This window comes from Paenibacillus sp. JJ1722 (assembly GCF_048282685.1).
Taxonomy (GTDB): Bacteria; Bacillota; Bacilli; order Paenibacillales; family Paenibacillaceae; genus Paenibacillus; species Paenibacillus polymyxa_B.
Genome location: NZ_CP182500.1, coordinates 1677745 through 1698553, shown reverse-complemented (window position 1 = coordinate 1698553; position 20809 = coordinate 1677745). Strand labels below are relative to the sequence as shown.

Below are 20809 nucleotides of genomic sequence, written 5' to 3'. Positions count from 1 at the left end.
AGCAGGAACAGGTGAAATGAGAGTGGCTAAAAAACGAGTGTTATTATTATCGGAAGGTTTCGGTGCCGGACATACTCAAGCTGCCTACGCGCTCTCAAGCAGTTTGCGGAAGCTTTCTCCGAATGTGCAGACAAGAGTGCTGGAGCTGGGGAGTTTTTTGAATCCAAGAATGGCCCCGCTTATTATTACAGCATACAAGAAGACTGTTGTATCGCAGCCTCGCCTAGTCGGATTGGTTTACCGTCATCAGTACAAAAAATCATTAAACCGTCTTACAACGCTCGCTTTGCACCGTCTGTTCTACACGCAGACCCGAAACATTCTCCGGCAGCTTCGTCCCGATTTGGTGGTATGTACTCACCCCATCCCAAGCGCGGTAATTTCACGTTTGAAGCGCTTAGGTTTACATGTTCCGCTTTGTACTGTCATTACAGACTACGATGCACATGGAACATGGATTAGTCCCGAGGTTGACCGGTACTTTGTATCTACGCCTGAAGTCATGCGTAAGCTGCGCGCGCGCGGAGTACCCGTCTCGAAAATCCAGGTGACCGGCATTCCCGTTCATCCAAATTTTTGGGAACATCCTGGGCACGATGAAATTAGAGAACAATTTGGACTTAAACCCATCCCGACCGTACTCGTTATGGGTGGCGGCTGGGGCCTTATGAATGACGAAGTCATACATCGTTCGCTTACTCAGTGGAGAGAAAACATTCAATTTATTTTTTGTTTGGGGCATAATGATAAAATTCGTCGTAAAATGCAATTGGATCCTAGGTTTAATCATCCAAATATTCATATCTTCGGATTTACACGGGAAATCGACAAATTAATGGAGGTATCGAATCTGCTCATCACCAAACCCGGCGGAATGACATGCACCGAGGGATTGGCCAAAGGGATTCCGATGCTGTTTCACAAACCTCTCCCTGGACAGGAGGAGGAAAATTGTCAATACTTTACGGCTCAAGGCTTCGGAGAACCGATTACTTCGCTGGATGTTGTCGTTAAATGGATGAACCGACTGCTACACGATTTTCCAGAAATCGTCCGCAAGCGACAGGAGCACGTCCATAATGTAGCGCGATATTATCCTCTTCAGAGCGCACAGAGTATTCTGGATATACTGGAACCGAACAGGGTGCTTTCCTAAAAGGAAGCACCCTGTCTTATTTTATCCGTTTGATCTGTTTTTATTTCCCATACTTTTCGAGACGTGTTTTTCCGTACTCTTCCAAAGCATCTTTGCCGATCAGCACCTCGACTCGATGAATATTCATACCTTTGCCCATGAACTTTTGTTCATATTCCGTCATGACATGCTCTTCGTTGATCCCCTCACGATGAAGGTTTAACGAAATATTCGTCATCTGCAAACCGCTATCGGCAAACGAATTCAGAGAAAACTCAAACAGTGTCTCCGAATCGGTCTTAAAATGAATTTGTCCTTTGCTGTTCAAAAGCTGACGGTACTTGTCCAAAAAACGCGGATGCGTCAAACGACGACGTGCATGCTTGGCTTTAGGCCAGGGATCACTAAAATTCAGATAAATGCGTTCAATCTCTCCTGGTTCAAAAACATTCTCGATCTGTTCAATGTTTGCCAGTGCCAATTTGATATTAGGCGGCGTATCAACCTCTGAATTACTCCAGGCCAGACGAGACTTTTCTGTTGCACGGCGAACCAGCTCATCATACATATCAAAGCCAATATAGTTAACCTCCGGATTCCGGAAGCTCATTTGGCTTATAAATTGCCCTTTACCCATACCGAATTCCACATGAATGGGACGATCATTACCAAAAACCTGCTGCCATTTCCCCTTATACTGTGCCGGCTCCAAGATGACTAGATCCTGCTGTTCTTCCAGACTTTCCCGTATTCCTTTTCTTCCGCGTAAACGCATGTTACTCCTCCATATACTCTGTTATCAAGGAAAAAGGAATTTCACCCCCGCTTGAAGATACGGAAATGAAATTCCTTTTTCAATATATTTGGATTGGGGTCCAACTAATTTAATTGTTCATAGTCTACCCCATCAGCAGGTGAAAAATCAATTGTCTTTTGGCAAGCCGCTCTGATTTTTTGACGTGCGGTCGTTCCAATCTGACGATCCTGCCCAAAACGGACACCAGTCAATGCCAACGCCTCATCAAAGGTTAACTCAACAGTAACTTTATCCATACGCGTCTTATCCTGCGCATTCATAAAAGATCACCTCACGGGTTATTTGTGATGGAACCGACGTGCACTTACCCTAAAACAGGCGATAGAAACAGCATAGCTGCCTCCCTGAAGAATAATCATTAGCAACGGATAACTTTTATCTTCAGGATCGAAAACAGTCCTTTTATTGTATGTCTGGTACCGCTTACAATATAACACATTGTGTAACCTTTTTCAATCCGCAACGCCATAAAATCCGCACATTTTATTGACTTGTTCGGTCAAATGATTCCCAATGAAGACTGATTTTTGTTACAATAGGGTGATCGTAAAAAAAGGAGTACACCCATGAAAACAGATTTATTGCCTGCTCCTCTCCTGTGGGGAGATAAACGGTTCCATACTTGGAATTACGAAATGCGTGAGCAATTTCAAAATAAAGTGTTCAAAGTCATGCTGGATGCGGGTTTTACCTGTCCGAATCGCGATGGTTCCATCGCTAAAGGGGGTTGCACCTTTTGTAGCGCACGCGGATCGGGTGATTTTGCTGGGCGTCGTCGTGATGATCTGGTCACCCAGTTCAATACGATTCGGGATCGGCAGCATCTAAAATGGCCAAACGCCAAATATATTGGCTATTTCCAAGCCTACACTAATACGTATGCTCCCGTTGAGGAACTGCGAGAATACTTTGAGGTTATTCTGGAGCAGCCAGGCGTTGTCGGTCTGTCCATCGCTACACGTCCTGATTGCCTGCCTGACGATGTAGTGGATTACCTTGCCGAGCTAAACGAACGCACGTACCTGTGGGTTGAAATGGGTCTGCAAACTGTCCATGAATCGACCTCAGAGCTGATTAACCGTGCTCATGATACTCAATGCTATCTGGATGCGGTGGAAAAGCTGCGCAAGCGGAATATCCGCGTGTGCGCCCACATTATTTATGGTCTGCCCCAAGAGACGCATGAAATGATGCTCGATACGGGACGTGCAGTAGCGGCTATGGATGTGCAGGGCATCAAAATCCACCTGCTGCATCTCATGCGCAAAACGCCCATGGTCAAGCAGTATGAAGCGGGATTGCTACGCTTTCTGGAAAAGGACGAATACGTTAAGCTGATAGTTGATACGCTGGAGATTTTACCTCCCGAAATGATCGTTCATCGGTTAACCGGAGATGCCCCACGCGATTTGCTAGTGGGACCCATGTGGTCGCTTAAAAAATGGGAAGTGCTTAATGCCATCGATCATGAACTGAAGTCATGTGAAACGTGGCAGGGAAAATACTGGAGGCAACCTTAAATGGGGTTCCTATCCGTCCTGAGCTACGCTCATCAATTGGTGGCTGCGCGGGTGCAGCCAGGTGATACTGCTATAGATGCCACCGTCGGCACAGGAGCAGATACGTTGTTTCTGGCAAAAGCTGCTGGCAAACGGGGCCGTGTCTATGGCTTCGACATCCAGCAAGAAGCACTGCATTGCGCCCGTCGTCGACTGGAAGAAAACGCTTCGCCTTCATTAGCAGAAGTATCGCTACTGCTACAAGGTCACGAGCAAATGCGGGAGGCCGTTCCAGACATGCTGCATGGCAAAGTCGCTGCGGTCATGTTTAACCTCGGCTACTTGCCTTCCGAAGGCGCCGATCCTACTGTCATCACCCATACAGACAGTACGCTCGTCGCACTTGATGCTGCCTTACAATTGCTTCGACCACGCGGCATTCTGACTGCCGTACTCTATCCAGGGCATGCTGGAGGCAGCGAAGAAGCAGAAGCCGTCCTTCAATGGGCTTCAGCTCTCCCGGTCTCCAGCAGTCAAAGCATTATTTATCGTCAATTACAACGAGCCGCTTCGCCTTACGTAGTGGCGGTTGAGAAGAAATAATGTCGGATTTTAAACTCAGGTTATGAGCGGCTTTTTTAGCCGCCTTACATATATCATTTTTCAAACTCGTTTGGGCTCTATTCATCCCAGTTTATTGCCCCAGCGGCACGTTATTGATTTCCCTATTCTGTTAGGTCGCACTCATTACTCATTATGGAGGAGAGAAATTATGCTAAAGCCATACCCGCTGCAATTTCAACCTGAGTTCAAAGAGAGAGTTTGGGGAGGACGGGCCTTAGAGCAATTTGGTCTAACCCCACCAGAAGGACATATCGGTGAAGGATGGATGATTGCCGATCATCCAAACGGAACAACAACGGTCATCAATGGTGAGCTGGCAGGCAAAGGACTAGATGAAATCCGCGAGACCTACGGGCAGGATTGGCTCGGGGCCAAGGGTGTATCGGAAAAAGGCGGACGATTTCCACTTTTGATCAAACTACTGGATTGTAATGATGACTTATCCGTTCAGGTGCATCCGACAGATGATTACGCAGGACTTCCAGCCGGAGAATTAGGGAAAACTGAAATGTGGTACGTGCTTGATGCCAAGCCAGATGCCAAGATTATTTATGGTCTGACCGAAGGTGTAACTCGCGAGAGTCTGCGCACAGCTCTTGAAAGTGGGGACATCCTCGGCAGTTTGCGCCAGGTTCCAGTCGAAGCAGGCGATACGTTCTTCATTCCCGCCGGAACCGTACATGCACTGTGTGCAGGCGTTGTCGTTGCTGAAATCCAGCAAAATTCGGATACTACCTATCGCTTATATGACTACAATCGCCCCGGACTAGACGGCAAGCCTCGTGAGTTGCATATCGAGGATTCCCTCAATGTAACCTCCTACGAGGGTGCAGGTGCAACAACGATGAAAACGGACGGCTTACAGCCTGGAAAATGGCTCCAGCTGGCTGCCTGTGAGTATTTTGTTGTGGAAAAGGGTATCGTAGATGGAAGTTGGGCACTTTCTACAACGGAAGACAGCTTCACCATTCTCGTGATTTGTGAAGGCAGTGGGACCATAACATGGAACAATAATACCGAGTCTCTTTCCTGTAAAGCTGGAGATTGCTTCCTGTTGCCTGCTAACCTGAGCGGTTACACGCTGAATGACGGAATGACCGTACTTAGATCTTATCTTCCTTAAAGCTTAAAGGATGTGATGTCTAATTATGCGGGAATACACCTTCACCATCGCTGAAAATGACGGAACAGAGCTTTTTGCCTACCGCTGGCTGCCTGATCAGAATTTGCCCATTAAGGGGATTGTTCAAATTTCGCATGGTATGTGCGAGACATCCTATCGCTACATTCGACTGGCCGAAAAGCTTACTGGTTGCGGTTATGGTGTGTATGCCAACGATCATATCGGTCACGGGCGCACGGCTGGTGATCCTGATAAGCTGGGTATGCCGGGAGCTAATGCGTTTAATCGAATGGCAAACGGCATGCTGGAGCTAGGCGAAATTGCGGCTAAGGAATTCCCTGATCAGTCTCGTTTTTTGCTGGGTCACAGCATGGGGTCCTTTTTAACCCAGAAAATTATGTATGATGATAGGCAAACGTATCACGGGTTTATTTTATCGGGAACCAACGGACGACGTGGTCTCCTAAAGCTCGGAGAGCAAGTTGCTCTACTGCAAGCCAAGCTGCAAGGAATGGATCATCGCAGCATGCTGCTCAACGCTATGGTCTTTGGCGGCTTTAACCGCGCCTTTCGTCCAGTGCGTACGGCGTTTGACTGGCTGTCCCGTGATCCTGAGGAAGTAGATCAGTTCGTACATGACCCATTATGTGGAGCTATTTGCACGACAGGCTTTTTTCTGGATTTTTTCAGGCTATTGCAAGAAATCCACTGGCCTTCCTCGCTGAAACACATCAATCCCAAACTGCCAGTTTATATTTTTGCCGGGGATCGTGATCCAGTGGGTTTGTTCGGTAAAGGTGTGTTGTCACTAGTGGAAATGTATCGAAGCCTAGAGCTTCAGGACATGGAGTATCGCCTCTATCCTGACGGTCGCCATGAGATGCTGCATGAAACAAACCGCGACGAGGTGATGAGTGACATCGTAGACTGGCTCGACCGTCATGTTAACACAGGGGTGACCTCTGTTTCCGCATTGTCTGGAGCCTTCGAGGCACCTGAACAATCAAACTCGCCCAAGTCATCAGCCTTGTGAGGAAATAAGAAAAGAAACCTTTAAAACCACGATCAAAGTGGGATTGAAGGTTTCTTTTTAATTCCTTTATATTTCATTTGGGTATAGTTTTAAAAATCACCATGCATTTCGTTCTCTCAAGGAAGTAATATGAGCTGTATGATGTTTGCCATGCCAGGCATAGATGCCGATGTTTCGTTCCAGGCGGATCGTCTGGCCCGATTCAGGATGAATAAACGATCGATGTAGCTGATCTTCTCCCAACGATCGCAACACGGTCACCCACCGTTCATGCAGTCCTTCTAGCAATTGCAACGAAGGTTCCAGTGGAAGCTCCCTGGCGTCTGGTATTTCGGCCCAACGCCCCTCATCATATGGCTTGATCGTGGGTGTATCCTCCGTCAGTGCCAGCTTAAAACGGATATAGCTGTTCATATGGCTGTCTGCCACATGATGAACTACCTGCCGAATCGTCCAGCCCCCTTCGCGATAAGGCGTATTTAGCTGCTGCTCATTCAGTCCTTCGACCGCCTGACGTAGTTGTGCAGGCAATTCAGCAATATCGTGAATCCATGCGATAAGCTGTTCTTCTGTAATGGTATCTGGAACAACGAATGATCCTATCGGATAGCGCAAGTCTTTGCCCAAAACAGTTCCCGCCCTTCTCTACATCTACTGCCTGTCATATCAGTTGCCTTATGTTATAACTATGCAGGAAAAAAAGCAGACTCGCAAGAGTCTGCTTTTGTCATACACGTAAAGAGAAGATCCACTTACCTTTATTTTATCCTTCCAGTAACAATGATTCCGGATCTTCCAGCAATTCTTTAACCGTTACCAGGAAACGAACCGCCTCACTACCATCAATAATCCGGTGATCGTAGGACAACGCGATATACATCATCGGACGATTTTCCATGCGTTCCTCGTCGATGGCAATCGGGCGAAGTTGGATTTTATGCATTCCCAAAATACCCACTTGCGGCGTATTGAGAATTGGCGTAGACAGCAGGGAACCGAAAATACCTCCATTGGTTATAGTAAAAGTTCCCCCTTGCAAGTCGGCCAGAGAAAGTGAATTGGAGCGAGCTTTGCCAGCCAAATCTGCAATGCTCTTCTCGATCTCAGCAAAGCCAAGACGATCGGCATCCCGCACAACTGGCACGACCAAACCTTCCTTGGCAGATACAGCGATCCCGATATCATAGTATTTTTTCAGTACGATATCATCGCCATTAATCTCTGCATTCACGGTAGGGAAGCGCTTGAGTGCACCAACCACTGCCTTTGTAAAGAAGGACATAAAGCCCAAACCTACATCATGTTTTTCCTTAAACTTATCTTTACGGCGTTTACGCACATCGAGAATGGCGGTCATATCCACTTCATTAAAAGTGGTGAGCATGGCAGCTGTTTGCTGTGCTTCAACAAGACGCTTAGCGATCGTCGCTCTGCGTCGAGACATCCGCTGGCGTTCCACAGGCTTGCTGTACTCCGTTTGTGCTGGAGACGGAGGCGCAGGCTTGCTAGTAGCGGGAGACGTAGGTACAGATGCTGCACGTGACACTTCAGCGCTGTTATGCGTTTTTACGTCCTCCTGGAAAACACGTCCGAGCGGGTCCTTTCCCTGTACCTGTTCAAGATCAATCCCGCGCTCACGCGCCAACTTCCGGGCGGATGGTGATGCCGTCTGGCCATTCCCGTCGCTATTCGATGAAATAGGCGGTGCAGACTTTTCTTCTGCTTTAACGCCGCCTCCTACGGAAGACGGTGAAGTCGCTACGGACGGTGCTTCAGGCGCTTGAGTCGCTGCAACTTCTCCAGCACCGGTTGATTCCGCATCACCACTGCCGCTTCCGATCAAGCCAACAGCTTCACCGATGACCACAGTATCTCCCTCCTGACGAAGGATTTTCTGGACCACACCTGCTTCTTCCGCACTAATTTCCAGATTAACCTTATCGGTTTCCAGCTCCAGTAGAACATCTCCCTGTCCTACGGAATCCCCTTCCTTCACAAGCCATTTGGAGATTGTTCCTTCCGTGATGGATTCTCCCATTGCTGGCACTATAATATCGCTCACAGCCGCTACCTCCCAAGTGTAATATTGTTTTTGGAATCCTGCTTCAACGCCGATTGAATAATTCGCTGTTGTTCTAGGCTGTGTACTTGCTGATAACCGCTGGCCGGGCTTGAACGATCTGGTCTGCCTGCGTAACGAATTTCCGCTCCCTGTGGCACTACATTCCGCAGACGAGGTTCAATGTAACTCCAAGCCCCCATATTTTTAGGTTCTTCCTGAGCCCATACGAACTCCTTAACATGCGGGAAGCGGCCGAAAATATTCCGAATTTCCTCTTCCGGGAAAGGGTATAGCTGCTCCACACGAATAATATGCAGACGCTCTTCTGCCTCATTCTTATCCTTTTCCAATGCTTCTTCGAGATCAATGGCAATCTTTCCACTGCACAGTACAATGCGCTCTACACGATCCGGACGTGCACCCAGACCAGGCTGTTCCAACACAGGACGGAATGCTCCTTCACTGAATTCGGAAGCAGGCGAAGCGACACGATTATTACGAATCAGGCTCTTCGGCGACATCATCACAAGCGGGCGGGCTTCCTCACTTTCGCTTAATGCAGCCTGACGGCGCAGCAGATGGAAATACTGAGAGGCACTGCTCAAATTAGCGACAGTCCAGTTATTTTGTGCGGACAACTGGAGAAAACGCTCCAGACGTGCGCTCGTGTGCTCTGGTCCTTGTCCTTCGCTACCATGCGGTAACAGCATCACCAGACTGGATTTCTGTCTCCATTTGGCACGGCCTGCGGAGATGAATTGGTCAAAAATAACCTGTGCACAGTTGGCAAAATCGCCGAATTGCGCTTCCCAAATCACTAACGTTTCAGGAGAATACACGTTATAGCCGTATTCAAAGCCGAGGACAGATGCCTCAGACAATGGACTGTTATGAATACTGAACGAAGCACGTGCTTCCGGCAAAGTATGCAACGGGCAATGTGTACGGCCTGTTTCAGGCTCATGCAGCACGAGGTTACGGTGAGCAAATGTAGCTCGCTCCGCATCCTGACCTGTCATACGAATAGGCTTGCCGTCTGCGAGAATGGTGGCCAAAGCCAGCGTCTCCGCCAAGCTCCAATCTACCTTTTCTCCCTCGTTCAGAGCGGTTTTTCTACGCTGTAAAATTCGATCCAGCTTCGGATATACATGAAAAGCCTGTGGCCATTTGAGCAAGTTTTCATTGATTTGGCGCAGCTTTTTCAATTCCACTGCAGTACGTACCATAGAACTCTGATTCTTTTTCGCCTTCACAGGAGTCATTTCCGGCTCTTGTTCCGGTTGATTCTTCACATGCTCATGCGCTTCCTTCAGTCTGGTTTGGACCTTTTCAATGAGGCCGGCACTAAACGCTTCATCCACAACCCCCTGCTTCATCAGCTTTTGAGTATACAATTTGCTCACCGTCGGATGATTCTTCACCTTACGATATACCAGCGGTTGTGTTGTTTCCGGGTCATCGGATTCATTGTGACCATAACGACGGTAACCAATCAGATCAATCAGAAAATCCTTCTTGAAACGATTGCGGTATTCGCCAGCCATACGAGCAGCTGCAATACAAGCTTCGGGATTATCCGCGTTCACATGCACAATTGGAATTTCATAGCCTTTAGCCAGATCACTGGCATAACGGGTCGAACGGGAATCGACACTTTCCGTTGTAAAACCCAGACGATTATTCACAATAATATGGACCGTGCCGCCATTACGGAAGCCACGCAAATTAGTGAAATTAAGTGATTCTGCCACGATACCTTCACCTGGGAAAGCCGCATCACCGTGCATAATAATTGTAGCTGCCTTGCTCACATCCAGCTTCGGATAACCAGCCTCACTGCGGTCTTCCTGTGCAGCTCGTGAAAATCCTTGTACCACTGGATTCACATATTCCAGGTGACTTGGGTTATTCGCCAATGTCAGACGGGCCTGCACCGCTCCCCCATCTTTTACAAAACGATCAGCACCCAGATGATATTTCACATCGCCAGTCCAGCCGTAGTTAATTCCTGTGGAACCTTCCGACGGGATCAAATCTTTATTCGGCGAATGATGAAATTCAGAGAAAATTTTACTGTAAGGCTTGCCCAGCACATGAGCCAGTACATTCAAACGGCCGCGATGCGCCATACCCATCAGGACATGACTTGCTCCTGCATTTGTGGTTAGACGAATAATCTCGTCGAGTACAGGGACAAGCACATCATTACCCTCAATCGAAAAACGTTTCTGTCCGACGAATGTTTTATGCAAAAACTCTTCGAACTGTTCTACTTCTACCAATCTGCCCAGCAACGACTTGCGTTCCTGTGTTGTGAGTGGCTTGGAGGACCAGCCGGATTCTGCATAGCTGTTCAGCCAGCGGCGTTCCTCCTCGTTATGAATATGACTAAATTCATAGGCAATCGGACCTGTGTATGCTACACGTAACCGTTGAATGGCTTCCCATCCGTTAAGTGTTCCCGCAGGAGCGTTATCCCATATTAAAGAGGCTGGAAAAGCCTTTAAGTCTTGTTCAGTTAAACCGTAAGATGCTGGATTAAGCAGGCGTGTATCCTGCTCTGCATCCAGTTCCAGCGGATCGATTTGGGCGGCTAAATGTCCGTATTCACGGATATTCCACACCATTTTCCCCGCTGTAACCGCTTTCTGCAATGTGTTCGAATCAAGGTGCCCCAAAGCACTTGTGGGGGGGCCTTGCAATTTGTTGTCTATCATGGAAGCAGCCGAGTATTCGGATTGTGGCGGCTCACCCCATTGATCAAACAGCTCGCGGTAAGCCGGATCAACTGTTCCGGGGTCCGCTACATACTTTTCATACTGGTCCTGCACATAACCTAGATTAGGTCCGTAATACGCCTGCCAAGGTACCTGTCTGCTGCTCTCTTCCATTGTCATCTCGTTCCCTCCGTCAAATTTTGAAATTCATAGCTGGACGGAAATCATTTTCATTTTTTTATTAAGTCTTCAATTTAAGTTGTTCACAATATGCTCACATTATATGAAATCCTTCATCAAAAGTCGAATTTCACAATTCTTATTCCTCTTCCATTGTATAAAGTTTTCTAGCTATGAGCATTTCCTTTTTCTCAACATATCCATGCGTAAATGAGATGAATCGGGCTATTCTGTAATTCTTACACCCTCATTATAGACGATTACCGTATTGATTATTTCAGACAACATATCGGACAATTAAAAGAGGCCATTCCACAAAAAGAAGAAAAGCTTTGACTGGTATAAAAAATAAAAAAGTAATCGCTACAAATGGCGAGGATTTAGCTTCATTAAGATTGAAGACTGACACCCATTTGTGAGTCAGACTCAAACACCTAGCAACTTAAATAACCAGCCGTCAGATATCAACCGACGGCTGGTTATTTAAGTTTATGTTGCTCCTCATACTACGCCAAACCATTTTGAAAACAACTTCCCAGTCCACCCCAATATGATTACGTTAACAGCAGAATTTAAAAGGTAGAGGGTCCGATACGATGCAAATTCAAACTTAAAGTGACATTAAAGTCACTTTTCTGTACAATATTCCTACTTTTCACTATTATTTTAATTAGGCATCTAAAAACCGCTTTAAAAGCGAAAGGGATGGAACTGTGACTGGATTAAAACAAGTACTCAGAAACAAGAATTATGTCAGGTTTTTTCTGGCAACCTTCGCCTCACAAATGGGAGGAATTATCGGGGTTACTGCATTCATGTTTTATTTGTTGAAACGGTTTACCAATCAGCCATACTATGCAACGCTTGCCGAGTTAATGTATTCGCTCCCGATGCTGGTAGTATTTCTCGTGGTTGGAGTGCTAGCAGATCGGATGGACCGACAAAAAATTGCTGTTAATTGTGACTGGATCAGCGCTTTTTTATCCTTATGTTTGCTTATTTTTATTTGGATCGATTCGATTCCTTTGATATTTGCCCTCCTCTTCATCCGTAGTGCTGCCTCCAAATTTTTCTTTCCAGCCGAAAGTGCCATTATACAGGGGATATTAAACGAAGATGATTACACCATTGCCGCAGGCCTCAATCAAATGATGGGGAGTCTTTTCATGTTATTTGGAGGAACTCTAGGGGCCGTCGTTTACTGGCACTTTGGAATTACTGGAGCCATCCTGATTGATGCTGTTTCTTTTATTGTGTCTGCATTGCTTATTCGTTCCTGCAAAATTCCAAAGGAAGTACGCCTTCCGAACGGGGCACATCAATTTAAACAATTAAAATTCAAACTTGTCATGATCGATTTTAAACAAGGGTTTCTTTACATATTACGCAACAGACTATTGCTTTGGTTGGTTTCAGGCTTTTTCATGTTTGGTATTTTAAATGGTGGTTTTAGCGTTTTACCGATGTTTATTCTTAAATATAAGCTAGCTCCAGACAACTATGAGCAGTATATGGTATGGACAGGTATTATTTTTGGAGCTGGTGTGTTGCTTGGTACCCTAATCGCATCTCTCATCTCCGCCAAGCTAAAGCTACACCAAATGATTGCAGCGGGAGTTCTGGTAGCCGGAATAGGTATGTGCACACTTGGATTTGTTAACCACCTCTATGCTTTTCTGATTATCAACTTTGTCATTGCACTGATACTTCCGTTCATTAACATTGGTATAGGAGGATGGCTTCCTCGTATTGTAGATCCTCAAATGATGGGACGAGTGCAAGGTTTGATTAATCCGTTAATGATGCTGTCCCAGTCTCTTACATTAGGTTTCATTGCTGTAAGCTTCCCTTCATTTATTCCAATTGAGCTCTTGTTTTTATTAGTTGGGGTCTGTACCGTTATTGTAGGAATATACTACACTATTGTGCTTCCCCGTTATGCTGATTACAGCACTTCTTCTAAAGCCCTTCAGGAATCTTTATAGTCAAATTAAAAAAGTCAAACAGCAGACCATTCCGCCAGGGATTGTTGAGTTGCCACTTCTGCCTCCGAATCCAGTGCAGAGGTGGCTTCATACATTCGTTGCATACGACTAGCTCGTCACAACCCAGTAGAGACATAGACCGATAGGATATGTAATATTCAAAAAAAAACGCCCGGCAGACGCATTAGCTGCATCAGCAGGACATTTTGATAAAAATCGGAGTAGCGGGATTCGAACCCACGACCTCACCCACCCCAAGGGTGCGCGCTACCTGACTGCGCTATACCCCGATAACTCAGTGTATGTAGATCGATGCTGTTATTTACCATTATATTCTGGTCATAAAATCCTGTAAAGGGATTATTTTCTCATTCTTCCGTTGCATTTTTAAGTTGTTTTCATTATGGTAGATACAAAAGTTAAGAGGTCAAAGACAGAGATCTTAGGAGCTAACCATGCAAAGCAAAAAAGTGCTTATACCCGTTGCATTACTTCTTTTAATACAGTTAAGTGTTCCTATGTGCTATACCTTTGCACAGGATAACCTTGTCATAGATCATGAAACGAAAGAGAGATTCAAAGAACATTATGGCTTGGATGAACCGGAATTTCCTTCATCAAAGCAGCAGCAAAACATATTATTGGGAGGTGATTTTGGATTTACTCCCTCTGGTGATGCTGTTGTGGTGGAATTGACCATATTGATTCGGTATCCGCTCATTTTTATCAGTCAACAACTGGTACATTCACTGAAATCATAATTTTTTTCTACAAGTTCCATGATATAGAGCATAAGAATCATTTATTTCGTAGCAAGTTGTCTGCCACTCGGGGTCACTTCATCCTTCTTATTGAAAAGGTTTAATTCAATGGGGCCCCTCCCATGTAGCCACAGCAGTTCATCGAATAAAAATGTCAGTCCATCCTTAGCGCGTAAGCGTTCGATGATCTCCGTGACAACTTGCATAACTTCCCCTTGTACACCCTCTGCCAGTTGCAAGCCTCCGCTCTCTCCATCCAGGAAAAGATGCGTATGATATGATTGCTCCACCTTCTTCACATGGCGCAAACACAGTATGTCATTTTCGAGGTAAAAGAAATATTGATGGTCATACAGAATCCCCTCGCATATCTCATACATATGAGGTAAATCATATGGCCCCTGAACCATGGATACCCGTTCCAATCCCATTACCCATTCTGTCATACATCCTCGCTCCATTCCTTTGTTCAAAGTTTCTTATTTGCCAATATACTTTCTTCTACAGGTAGTTTTTCAAACTAGGTGGTTGAACGATAATTAATTGCTAATTGTAAAACGTTTTGGTACGATAAGCATATTACTACGACGTTCACAAATAACATTTCAATAAACCAAATGCACATTACAGTGTTATTTTTGTTGTTTTCAGAATACATCGAACAGTGTTTATTGTCAATACTTTGATGTTGCTTTTTAACACTATAGAATGCATTTAGCTGGAGGAAAATATGATAAAGATTCATCTTTCCCGTATTATGGGCGAAAAACGAATAAATATTGCCGAGCTTTCCCGCATGACTGGATTACATAGAAACGGAATCACCAAACTTTACAACGAAGAAACAGACGGTGTGAAATTTGATACGCTAGATAAAATCTGTAAAGCTCTAGACTGCCATGTTCAAGATGTTATCGAGTATGTAGAGGATGATACAGACTAGATCCCTTCCGTTTATTTTCCCCTCCTCTCGCATTAATTGTTTTAGGATTATCAAAATAGTGACTGTTGCTAAATTTAAAGCATTTTGATACTATGAAGGCATCAACTTAGTTTACTTATAATCTTGTTAACTAGATTACTTGATTACAAATATACACTTATGTTTCATACATGTCAACTAGTTTACTTGATTACTTTTTGGAGGAATTGTTGTGATTAGATTTTCTCTTGATAAAATTATGAAAGACCGTGGACTAGAACAGAAAGATATTGTTTCTATTACGGGAATTAATAGGAATACGGTTAAAGCTTTGGCCTCCAACGCAAACGCCCGAATTGACTTTCCAACCTTGAATACACTTTGTAGAACCCTTGGTGTACTCCCTGGTGAACTGATCGAATACTTGCCAGAAGACGACGAAGAGAGCCGCTAACATGCTTAACGGCTCTTTGTTCTTTATATAATATTCAAATTTTTTACTGATCTTCCCATTCAATTGATTTCGATCATCGTAATCCCTTCCTATCGACGATTTCAAATAAACTCTTTCCATGTATGATAAATGTCAAATAAAGCATTAGGGTTACGTTGTCCCTTTAATACTGCAAACATTTTATTCGATAAAATCATGATCACATCCATATCTTTTTGCTTAGTCAAACCAGTGATAACAGGGCGATTAAGGCTAACATACGACTTGGGTTTAAAAACAACTCCCCAATCCAACCCACTGTGATTACTTTTTACAACCTCACCTAGATAAATGGCAATATCCAGTGTAAAAGCTTGGGATTTTGTGTCGAGTTTATTCTCACATATATAGCTCTTCAATCATTCTTCGGTTTCTGAATGCTCCTCATCTAATTCTGAAGCACTTTTACTTTGAATCTGTACATTCCCTAGATACCATTCCCAAATATCTATGAGCAAAAAGGTGGTTGCATTAATTTATATTCCATTTCAAAAATCCCTTCTTGCTTAGCTATCTTAATTCGAAGAAAAATTCACGGTAACACCACCTGATACTAAGATCGTTAGAAGATCCGTAAAATATTGCTGTGGTAAAAATCTATAACCTCTCTCTTCTTGATCCCATTCTTCCTCGAATCTTTCCAAGAAATAATGTACGTTTTTCCAATGGATCGTGAACGGTCCTACTGTCCCAAAACCTCCACAGAGACAGTCCGATATACTGTCCAAGCTAAATCCATAGTACCCTCCGGGCCCATTAATCGCTTCACCAAGTGCTATGAAAAATGTTGTAAAATCAGATATGTATTCGCCGTCCAAAGTGTAGACTTCTCCTCGTTTATCCAGTCTGACAAAATGATTAGATGCAGAATGTATTCTAGTCACGTTTAGCCACCCAGACCGTTCTTCTTTAGAAAAGCCTTGCCATATATTATTTTCAAGCGACTGAGCGCCCTTTAAAAACTCCCATAATCTTAATTCCACAGGGGAGGGCTTCGTTTCAAGTATACCTGTTAACTCCAGATTGAAGTTTCCTTTATTGTAGTTTAGTTTATGGATTATGTAGGATTCAGGTAGGTGATAATGATAGCTTCCAATCACTGTTTCTTCATCATTTAAAATAGCAATGTACAAGTTGTATATAGATTGTTTTAACTTCATTATGTTTTCTATGAATTCTTCATTAAATACAAATTGATCAAAATTGACCTTTTCATACGTTTCGACAATGATATCACCCGTTAAACCAACCACATCTCTACAATAGCCAACTGTGAGCCCACTTTCATCATCAATGACAGCAAATCTATATTTCATATCATATCTCCTCACAATAATTTTAAGGAATGTAGCATTTAGCATTTCGGAATAGAGCAATAATCAATTAATTTGAAGCCAATAAGGTTTAAAGTCATCTACACTTTTTATTTTTTTTAGATCTTCTGCAGGTATTGCAAAATAAATTTTCTCCTTCTCGGACTTAAATGTTAACGAAGCATCATACTTCTTTTCAACAATCCACTGCTTTATTTCCAACATCTCTTGCAGATAATGAATGGTTGAGAAGTTACCCTTAATATAAATCGAAGCTTCTGAGGAGAGTTTCTGACTAACCATAGAATAGCTTGGAACCTTATCATGGTATGTTATACCATACTCTCTAATAAGATTAACATTTACGATGACTTCGGCATCTGAACCTGTAACTTCCTTTGTTTTTTGTGTTACAGCTTTTTTTAGCTCATCCCTCCACACAGAAGAGGCGTAGTTATCCATCATTTTCCCATAATAGTCTTCATCCACCAAAAAAGAAATCCCTGAGTCAGAGATCACATTAGCTATAAATTTATCATTCTTAAAATCATAATCTATTGAATCAATTTTCCAGTTCATAGTGTACGTTTTATGTAGGTAGTCAGTGACGTTACTCCGAAATTGGACTCTTTCTATCGGACTTCCTGTTGTAATTGATACAACTGTATATGCAATAACAATGATGATCACGAATAAAACAGCTTTTTTCAGCACTCCAACCAAACCTCTCTAATAAAGAATCATGTAAAAAGTTCTAAAGATTCCAGCAAAAAGTCACGCTTATATTTGTTTTTATAATCGGCTAGCTTTCTTCTTATCATTTGTCTACATATGTCCTTTTGAGCCTCGGAGATTTTATCTTGCACGTTACTTATCAATTGATAGGATTGTCTACTCGCTTCAAAGGTATCATCCAATAAATCTACCAGCTCCACAACATGAGTAGATACATCAAAAAATTCTAAAGCATATAACAGTGTTCCCCTATTCCCCTTGGTCTTTGGATTTCTTAACAAGTCGATAAGAGGCAACACCGCTTCACTGTCTCCTAGATCAGCTAACGTAATGGCGATTACATTTCTTAGCAATACACTATCCGTCGTTGCTAAATATCTCAATAATATTGGAGTGAATGTATGATCAAGCTTTTCACCTATCTCCTCTATAATCCTTACCGCTTCCTTTAAATCTCCACTTTCTATGACTTCTTCTAAACGCATTTTGTTCATAGTTTACCACCCCACCTTATTACAATATATAGCAACTATCCAGTCTTAATGCAATTCAACAATTTACATATGATAACAATCCTATGTCTCTTTTGTATATAGCGAACATTGTCGAGACCCTAAAGAGATATCCACTCATTGATTTAAAATAAACAAAATGTTATATTGTCTATAAAATAATCATCATTTAATTGAGGTGTTTGCTAAAATGGATCATTCCGAACTATTCTGGAATGCTGGTATCGAAGAACTGAAGCGAGGATATATTCGCCAAGAAGAGCAGGTCATTTGCCTGCTGGACGGACAGCGATTTGAGCAAGGCATTATATATCAGGATCAAGGGGTATTTTATGATGCCGAGAGGTACATGCGCCTTCATATTGAGCGGACGTATGGTTCAGTCTTTGACTATTTGATCGGCTTGGACAAAAAGCTGACTGGACTGACGGATCATCAGAATCGGTTGCTTCAGTTATTTTATCAAGGCATGGGCGATGCGGATATTCAAAAGGAAACTGGAATCGGCAGCGCATCCACTATACGTAATCATCGCTTTGGTCTCAAAGAAAAAGAACGGCAGGCCAAGGTATTTCTCACATTAATGGAGCTGCTAAAGGAGAAGGACCGCCACGCTCCCGCCATTGTAGAAGTACCCATAGGAGCACGGATGGTGGACGAACGCTACAACATTACGGAAAACGAGCGGCAAAAGGTACTCACGAAGTATTTTCCGAATGGGACAGACGGACGCCTAAAGACCTTTAAAATGCAAGAAAAACACAAGCTGATTGTGCTGCGTGAAATTGCGGACCGTTTTGTAAAGGGACAAATATATCATGAGAAAGATATCAATGCGATTTTACAGGAAGTGTATGACGATTATGTCACGGTGCGAAGATATATGATTGAATACAATCTATTGGATCGTAAGCCGGATGGCAGTGAATATTGGTTGAAGGAATCTTGAATCTCAACGTTTATGAAGTCAGCAATTTGCATAATTCGATTCCCAACGCTCGTAGGTACAATATATAGACGAACTAAATCGTTTCGATCTATACATTGCTGATTTGAAAATGCTCTTGGGATTTATGCAAAATGCTCAAATAGGAGGATTCGACAATGAATCGAAGAAAAGAATTGGTGCAGCAGTACATGGAGATGAAGACAGAGGCAGGAATCTATTGCATTCGAAATACACGTAATGGGAAAATTTTCGTCTCTTCCACGCCGAATTTAAAGTCGCTGAATGGACGGCGTTTTGAGCTGAACATGGGTGGATTTAAGAATAAACAACTACAACAGGAATGGAATGAGTATGGCGAAGTTTCGTTTGAATTTGAAGTGCTGGACGTTTTGAAGAAAAAGGACTCAGCGTTCTTTGATGTCAAAGATGCACTAGCAAAGCTGGAGCAGACCTGGCTTGATCGACTCCAGCCTTACGGGGACAAAGGGTATTTGTAAACTTACCGATCCACGGGATGCTCTTCCCGAAGGTATCCAAAAATAACAGCGTCGACAAATTGACCTTTTTCATAAAAATAGTCTCTCAGGTGACCCTCTTTAGTAAAGCCACTTTTGAGTAGCAGCCGTTTGGAGCCTTCGTTATCTGGATCAATGAAGGCTTCTATACGGTGAACATGCGGCAAATGAAAGCCATAATCCACGACCACCTTCATCGCCTCCGTCATCAGACCTTGCCGCCAATATTCCGGTGCCAGCTCATAGCCGATTTCAATACGGGAGTGCTTCTTCTGCCAGTTATGAAATCCAATTGTACCCACGATCCGCTCAGGAGTTTTTTTTAACGTAATCCCCCAACGAAAGCCCTCTTGCTTCTCATATCTGGTTAGCATCGAACGAATAAATTTTTTGGCTTGCTCTACCTCTGTAAAGCTTTCCAAGTCATAATATTGTGTGACCTCATCCTTGGAGAAATAGCCGAACACATCCTCCGCATCCCCTACTGTAAGCTGTCTTAAACGAAGCCTATCGGTTTCTAAAATCGGAAACGTTTCCATTGACATTATCCATCTCCTTCACATCGAAGAACCTATCTTATCAGCCACCAGCCAATCCCAACCATCACTCCATTTATGAAGAATAATACAATACATGCTCTCCACTTGTTGCTTTCACTTGTTTGAAAAAAAACAGTCACTTTACTACGACACATGAACAACGTAAACAACAAATTCCAAATAATACGCATACCATATTTTACGTAGTATAGAGCAGGGTTTAGCTGTACACCGCCCAACGTTGGAGGGACATCCGGAATAAACAGAATTGCACACGTATAACGCATGGTCTCATATGTAAAATAAAATACTGCCAGCCACCAAGCCCACTTCTTACCAAATAACATGCCGACACCGGCAGTCGTCCCTGCCAAACCGAGTAACGCGATAAACCCTTGAAACATGCCCCTACAAATGCCTACTAACGTAGAAGCCTCATTTAATGCATTAAGCGTCAATAGCTGGGTCACCAACAGAAGTGCTCCATTAAAGATCAATAAAATGGCTGAAATGCTTACACCTAAAGGTCGTTCGAAAACCACGTTCGTTACATAATCTTCTACTTCTTTTTTCGTATACAGATCTGACACTTCTTCTACTCTCCTAACCCAAATTATATACTTCCATTTTCGGGCGGGTATAATGACAGTATGTTCTCGCCTCATTCCCATATATCGGCTTTTAGGAAAATATGATTTAATCTTTCCTGAAAATTCCGTTATCCGTAAGCTAATCATTATTATTCAGTGCAGCCATGCTGCTAATGATTATCCTCTAATGGTGTCAAATTAGCGTCATGAGAATCTCTATCATTAACAGAATCCCAAATAGAGTAATATCTATCCTTATACTACCATTCCAAGAATGAATCTGACAAATGAATAGACTACTACTC

General features: G+C 43.6%; 23 protein-coding genes and 1 tRNA gene. 11 read left to right on the top strand and 13 right to left on the bottom strand.

The window, feature by feature from the left end; translation table 11 throughout:
• Positions 1 to 22: 22 nt before the first annotated feature.
• Positions 23 to 1156: an MGDG synthase family glycosyltransferase gene (locus tag ACM1ND_RS07535; RefSeq protein ID WP_023987753.1), complete on the top strand. Its 1134-nt coding sequence runs from the start codon at positions 23 to 25 to the stop codon at positions 1154 to 1156.
• Between the two features lie 40 nt (positions 1157 to 1196).
• On the opposite strand, the gene trmB is transcribed toward ACM1ND_RS07535, so the two are convergent.
• Both trmB and ACM1ND_RS07525 read right to left on the bottom strand, forming a co-directional pair.
• Entirely contained in the window at positions 1197 to 1910 is a 714-nt protein-coding gene (trmB, locus tag ACM1ND_RS07530) for a tRNA (guanosine(46)-N7)-methyltransferase TrmB (RefSeq protein WP_023987752.1), read from the bottom strand.
• Positions 1911 to 2014: 104 nt separating this feature from the next.
• Positions 2015 to 2212 (bottom strand): hypothetical protein, encoded by a 198-nt coding sequence (locus ACM1ND_RS07525; RefSeq protein WP_013309373.1) that lies wholly within the window; start codon positions 2210 to 2212, stop codon positions 2015 to 2017.
• Between the two features lie 306 nt (positions 2213 to 2518).
• On the opposite strand from ACM1ND_RS07525, the gene ACM1ND_RS07520 reads away from it, so the two are divergent.
• The 4 genes from ACM1ND_RS07520 (at position 2519) to ACM1ND_RS07505 (ending at position 6231) form a co-directional block, all read left to right on the top strand.
• The gene (locus ACM1ND_RS07520; RefSeq protein WP_023987751.1) at positions 2519 to 3472 is read left to right on the top strand and encodes a TIGR01212 family radical SAM protein; all 954 of its coding nucleotides are present in this window, start codon (positions 2519 to 2521) and stop codon (positions 3470 to 3472) included.
• Positions 3473 to 4054 carry a class I SAM-dependent methyltransferase gene (locus tag ACM1ND_RS07515; RefSeq protein WP_023987750.1) on the top strand — a complete coding sequence of 194 codons (582 nt, stop codon included), beginning with the start codon at positions 3473 to 3475 and terminating at the stop codon, positions 4052 to 4054.
• 169 nt (positions 4055 to 4223) lie between these two features.
• Positions 4224 to 5198 carry a type I phosphomannose isomerase catalytic subunit gene (locus ACM1ND_RS07510; RefSeq protein WP_023987749.1) on the top strand — a complete coding sequence of 325 codons (975 nt, stop codon included), beginning with the start codon at positions 4224 to 4226 and terminating at the stop codon, positions 5196 to 5198.
• Between the two features lie 25 nt (positions 5199 to 5223).
• Positions 5224 to 6231, top strand: coding sequence for an alpha/beta fold hydrolase (locus ACM1ND_RS07505; protein WP_023987748.1), 1008 nt, complete (start codon positions 5224 to 5226; stop codon positions 6229 to 6231).
• A 96-nt stretch (positions 6232 to 6327) separates the two neighbouring features.
• Here the strand turns inward: ACM1ND_RS07505 and ACM1ND_RS07500 are convergent, their stop codons facing one another.
• The 3 genes from ACM1ND_RS07500 to ACM1ND_RS07490 form a co-directional block, all read right to left on the bottom strand.
• Positions 6328 to 6858 carry a YfiT family bacillithiol transferase gene (locus tag ACM1ND_RS07500; protein ID WP_023987747.1) on the bottom strand — a complete coding sequence of 177 codons (531 nt, stop codon included), beginning with the start codon at positions 6856 to 6858 and terminating at the stop codon, positions 6328 to 6330.
• A 136-nt stretch (positions 6859 to 6994) separates the two neighbouring features.
• Positions 6995 to 8293 carry a 2-oxoglutarate dehydrogenase complex dihydrolipoyllysine-residue succinyltransferase gene (odhB, locus tag ACM1ND_RS07495; RefSeq protein WP_023987746.1) on the bottom strand — a complete coding sequence of 433 codons (1299 nt, stop codon included), beginning with the start codon at positions 8291 to 8293 and terminating at the stop codon, positions 6995 to 6997.
• 5 nt (positions 8294 to 8298) lie between these two features.
• Positions 8299 to 11190 (bottom strand): 2-oxoglutarate dehydrogenase E1 component, encoded by a 2892-nt coding sequence (locus ACM1ND_RS07490; RefSeq protein WP_023987745.1) that lies wholly within the window; start codon positions 11188 to 11190, stop codon positions 8299 to 8301.
• A 713-nt stretch (positions 11191 to 11903) separates the two neighbouring features.
• On the opposite strand from ACM1ND_RS07490, the gene ACM1ND_RS07485 reads away from it, so the two are divergent.
• The gene (locus tag ACM1ND_RS07485; protein ID WP_023987744.1) at positions 11904 to 13175 is read left to right on the top strand and encodes an MFS transporter; all 1272 of its coding nucleotides are present in this window, start codon (positions 11904 to 11906) and stop codon (positions 13173 to 13175) included.
• A 216-nt stretch (positions 13176 to 13391) separates the two neighbouring features.
• Here ACM1ND_RS07485 and ACM1ND_RS07480 read toward each other — a convergent pair.
• Positions 13392 to 13465, bottom strand: a tRNA-Pro gene (locus ACM1ND_RS07480).
• Positions 13466 to 13630: 165 nt separating this feature from the next.
• Here ACM1ND_RS07480 and ACM1ND_RS07475 point away from each other — a divergent pair.
• The gene (locus ACM1ND_RS07475; protein ID WP_023987743.1) at positions 13631 to 13936 is read left to right on the top strand and encodes a hypothetical protein; all 306 of its coding nucleotides are present in this window, start codon (positions 13631 to 13633) and stop codon (positions 13934 to 13936) included.
• A gap of 41 nt (positions 13937 to 13977) precedes the next feature.
• Here ACM1ND_RS07475 and ACM1ND_RS07470 read toward each other — a convergent pair whose 3' ends face one another.
• Complete coding sequence (locus ACM1ND_RS07470; protein ID WP_023987742.1) at positions 13978 to 14382, bottom strand: hypothetical protein; 405 nt, start codon at positions 14380 to 14382, stop codon at positions 13978 to 13980.
• Between the two features lie 284 nt (positions 14383 to 14666).
• Here ACM1ND_RS07470 and ACM1ND_RS07465 point away from each other — a divergent pair, with 284 nt between their 5' ends.
• Positions 14667 to 14879: a helix-turn-helix domain-containing protein gene (locus ACM1ND_RS07465; protein WP_023987741.1), complete on the top strand. Its 213-nt coding sequence runs from the start codon at positions 14667 to 14669 to the stop codon at positions 14877 to 14879.
• Between the two features lie 211 nt (positions 14880 to 15090).
• A complete protein-coding gene (locus ACM1ND_RS07460; RefSeq protein ID WP_010349271.1) occupies positions 15091 to 15312 on the top strand; it encodes a helix-turn-helix domain-containing protein in 222 nt (73 codons plus the stop codon).
• A 101-nt stretch (positions 15313 to 15413) separates the two neighbouring features.
• Here the strand turns inward: ACM1ND_RS07460 and ACM1ND_RS07455 are convergent, their stop codons facing one another.
• From ACM1ND_RS07455 to ACM1ND_RS07440, 4 genes are all read right to left on the bottom strand, one after another.
• The gene (locus tag ACM1ND_RS07455; RefSeq protein WP_023987740.1) at positions 15414 to 15710 is read right to left on the bottom strand and encodes a hypothetical protein; all 297 of its coding nucleotides are present in this window, start codon (positions 15708 to 15710) and stop codon (positions 15414 to 15416) included.
• A gap of 156 nt (positions 15711 to 15866) precedes the next feature.
• Positions 15867 to 16667 (bottom strand): barstar family protein, encoded by an 801-nt coding sequence (locus ACM1ND_RS07450; RefSeq protein ID WP_418027441.1) that lies wholly within the window; start codon positions 16665 to 16667, stop codon positions 15867 to 15869.
• 63 nt (positions 16668 to 16730) lie between these two features.
• On the bottom strand, positions 16731 to 17378 hold the full coding sequence (locus ACM1ND_RS07445) for a hypothetical protein (protein WP_418027439.1): 648 nt from the start codon (positions 17376 to 17378) through the stop codon (positions 16731 to 16733).
• A gap of 26 nt (positions 17379 to 17404) precedes the next feature.
• Entirely contained in the window at positions 17405 to 17893 is a 489-nt protein-coding gene (locus ACM1ND_RS07440) for a HEAT repeat domain-containing protein (RefSeq protein ID WP_023987738.1), read from the bottom strand.
• Between the two features lie 208 nt (positions 17894 to 18101).
• Between ACM1ND_RS07440 and ACM1ND_RS07435 the strand changes: the two genes are divergently transcribed.
• Entirely contained in the window at positions 18102 to 18860 is a 759-nt protein-coding gene (locus tag ACM1ND_RS07435) for a DUF2087 domain-containing protein (protein ID WP_023987737.1), read from the top strand.
• 155 nt (positions 18861 to 19015) lie between these two features.
• Complete coding sequence (locus tag ACM1ND_RS07430) at positions 19016 to 19357, top strand: GIY-YIG nuclease family protein (RefSeq protein WP_418027437.1); 342 nt, start codon at positions 19016 to 19018, stop codon at positions 19355 to 19357.
• Between the two features lie 2 nt (positions 19358 to 19359).
• On the opposite strand, the gene ACM1ND_RS07425 is transcribed toward ACM1ND_RS07430, so the two are convergent.
• A complete protein-coding gene (locus ACM1ND_RS07425) occupies positions 19360 to 19920 on the bottom strand; it encodes a GNAT family N-acetyltransferase (RefSeq protein ID WP_418027435.1) in 561 nt (186 codons plus the stop codon).
• Between the two features lie 26 nt (positions 19921 to 19946).
• Entirely contained in the window at positions 19947 to 20504 is a 558-nt protein-coding gene (locus ACM1ND_RS07420) for a hypothetical protein (RefSeq protein WP_023987734.1), read from the bottom strand.
• Positions 20505 to 20809 lie beyond the last annotated feature (305 nt).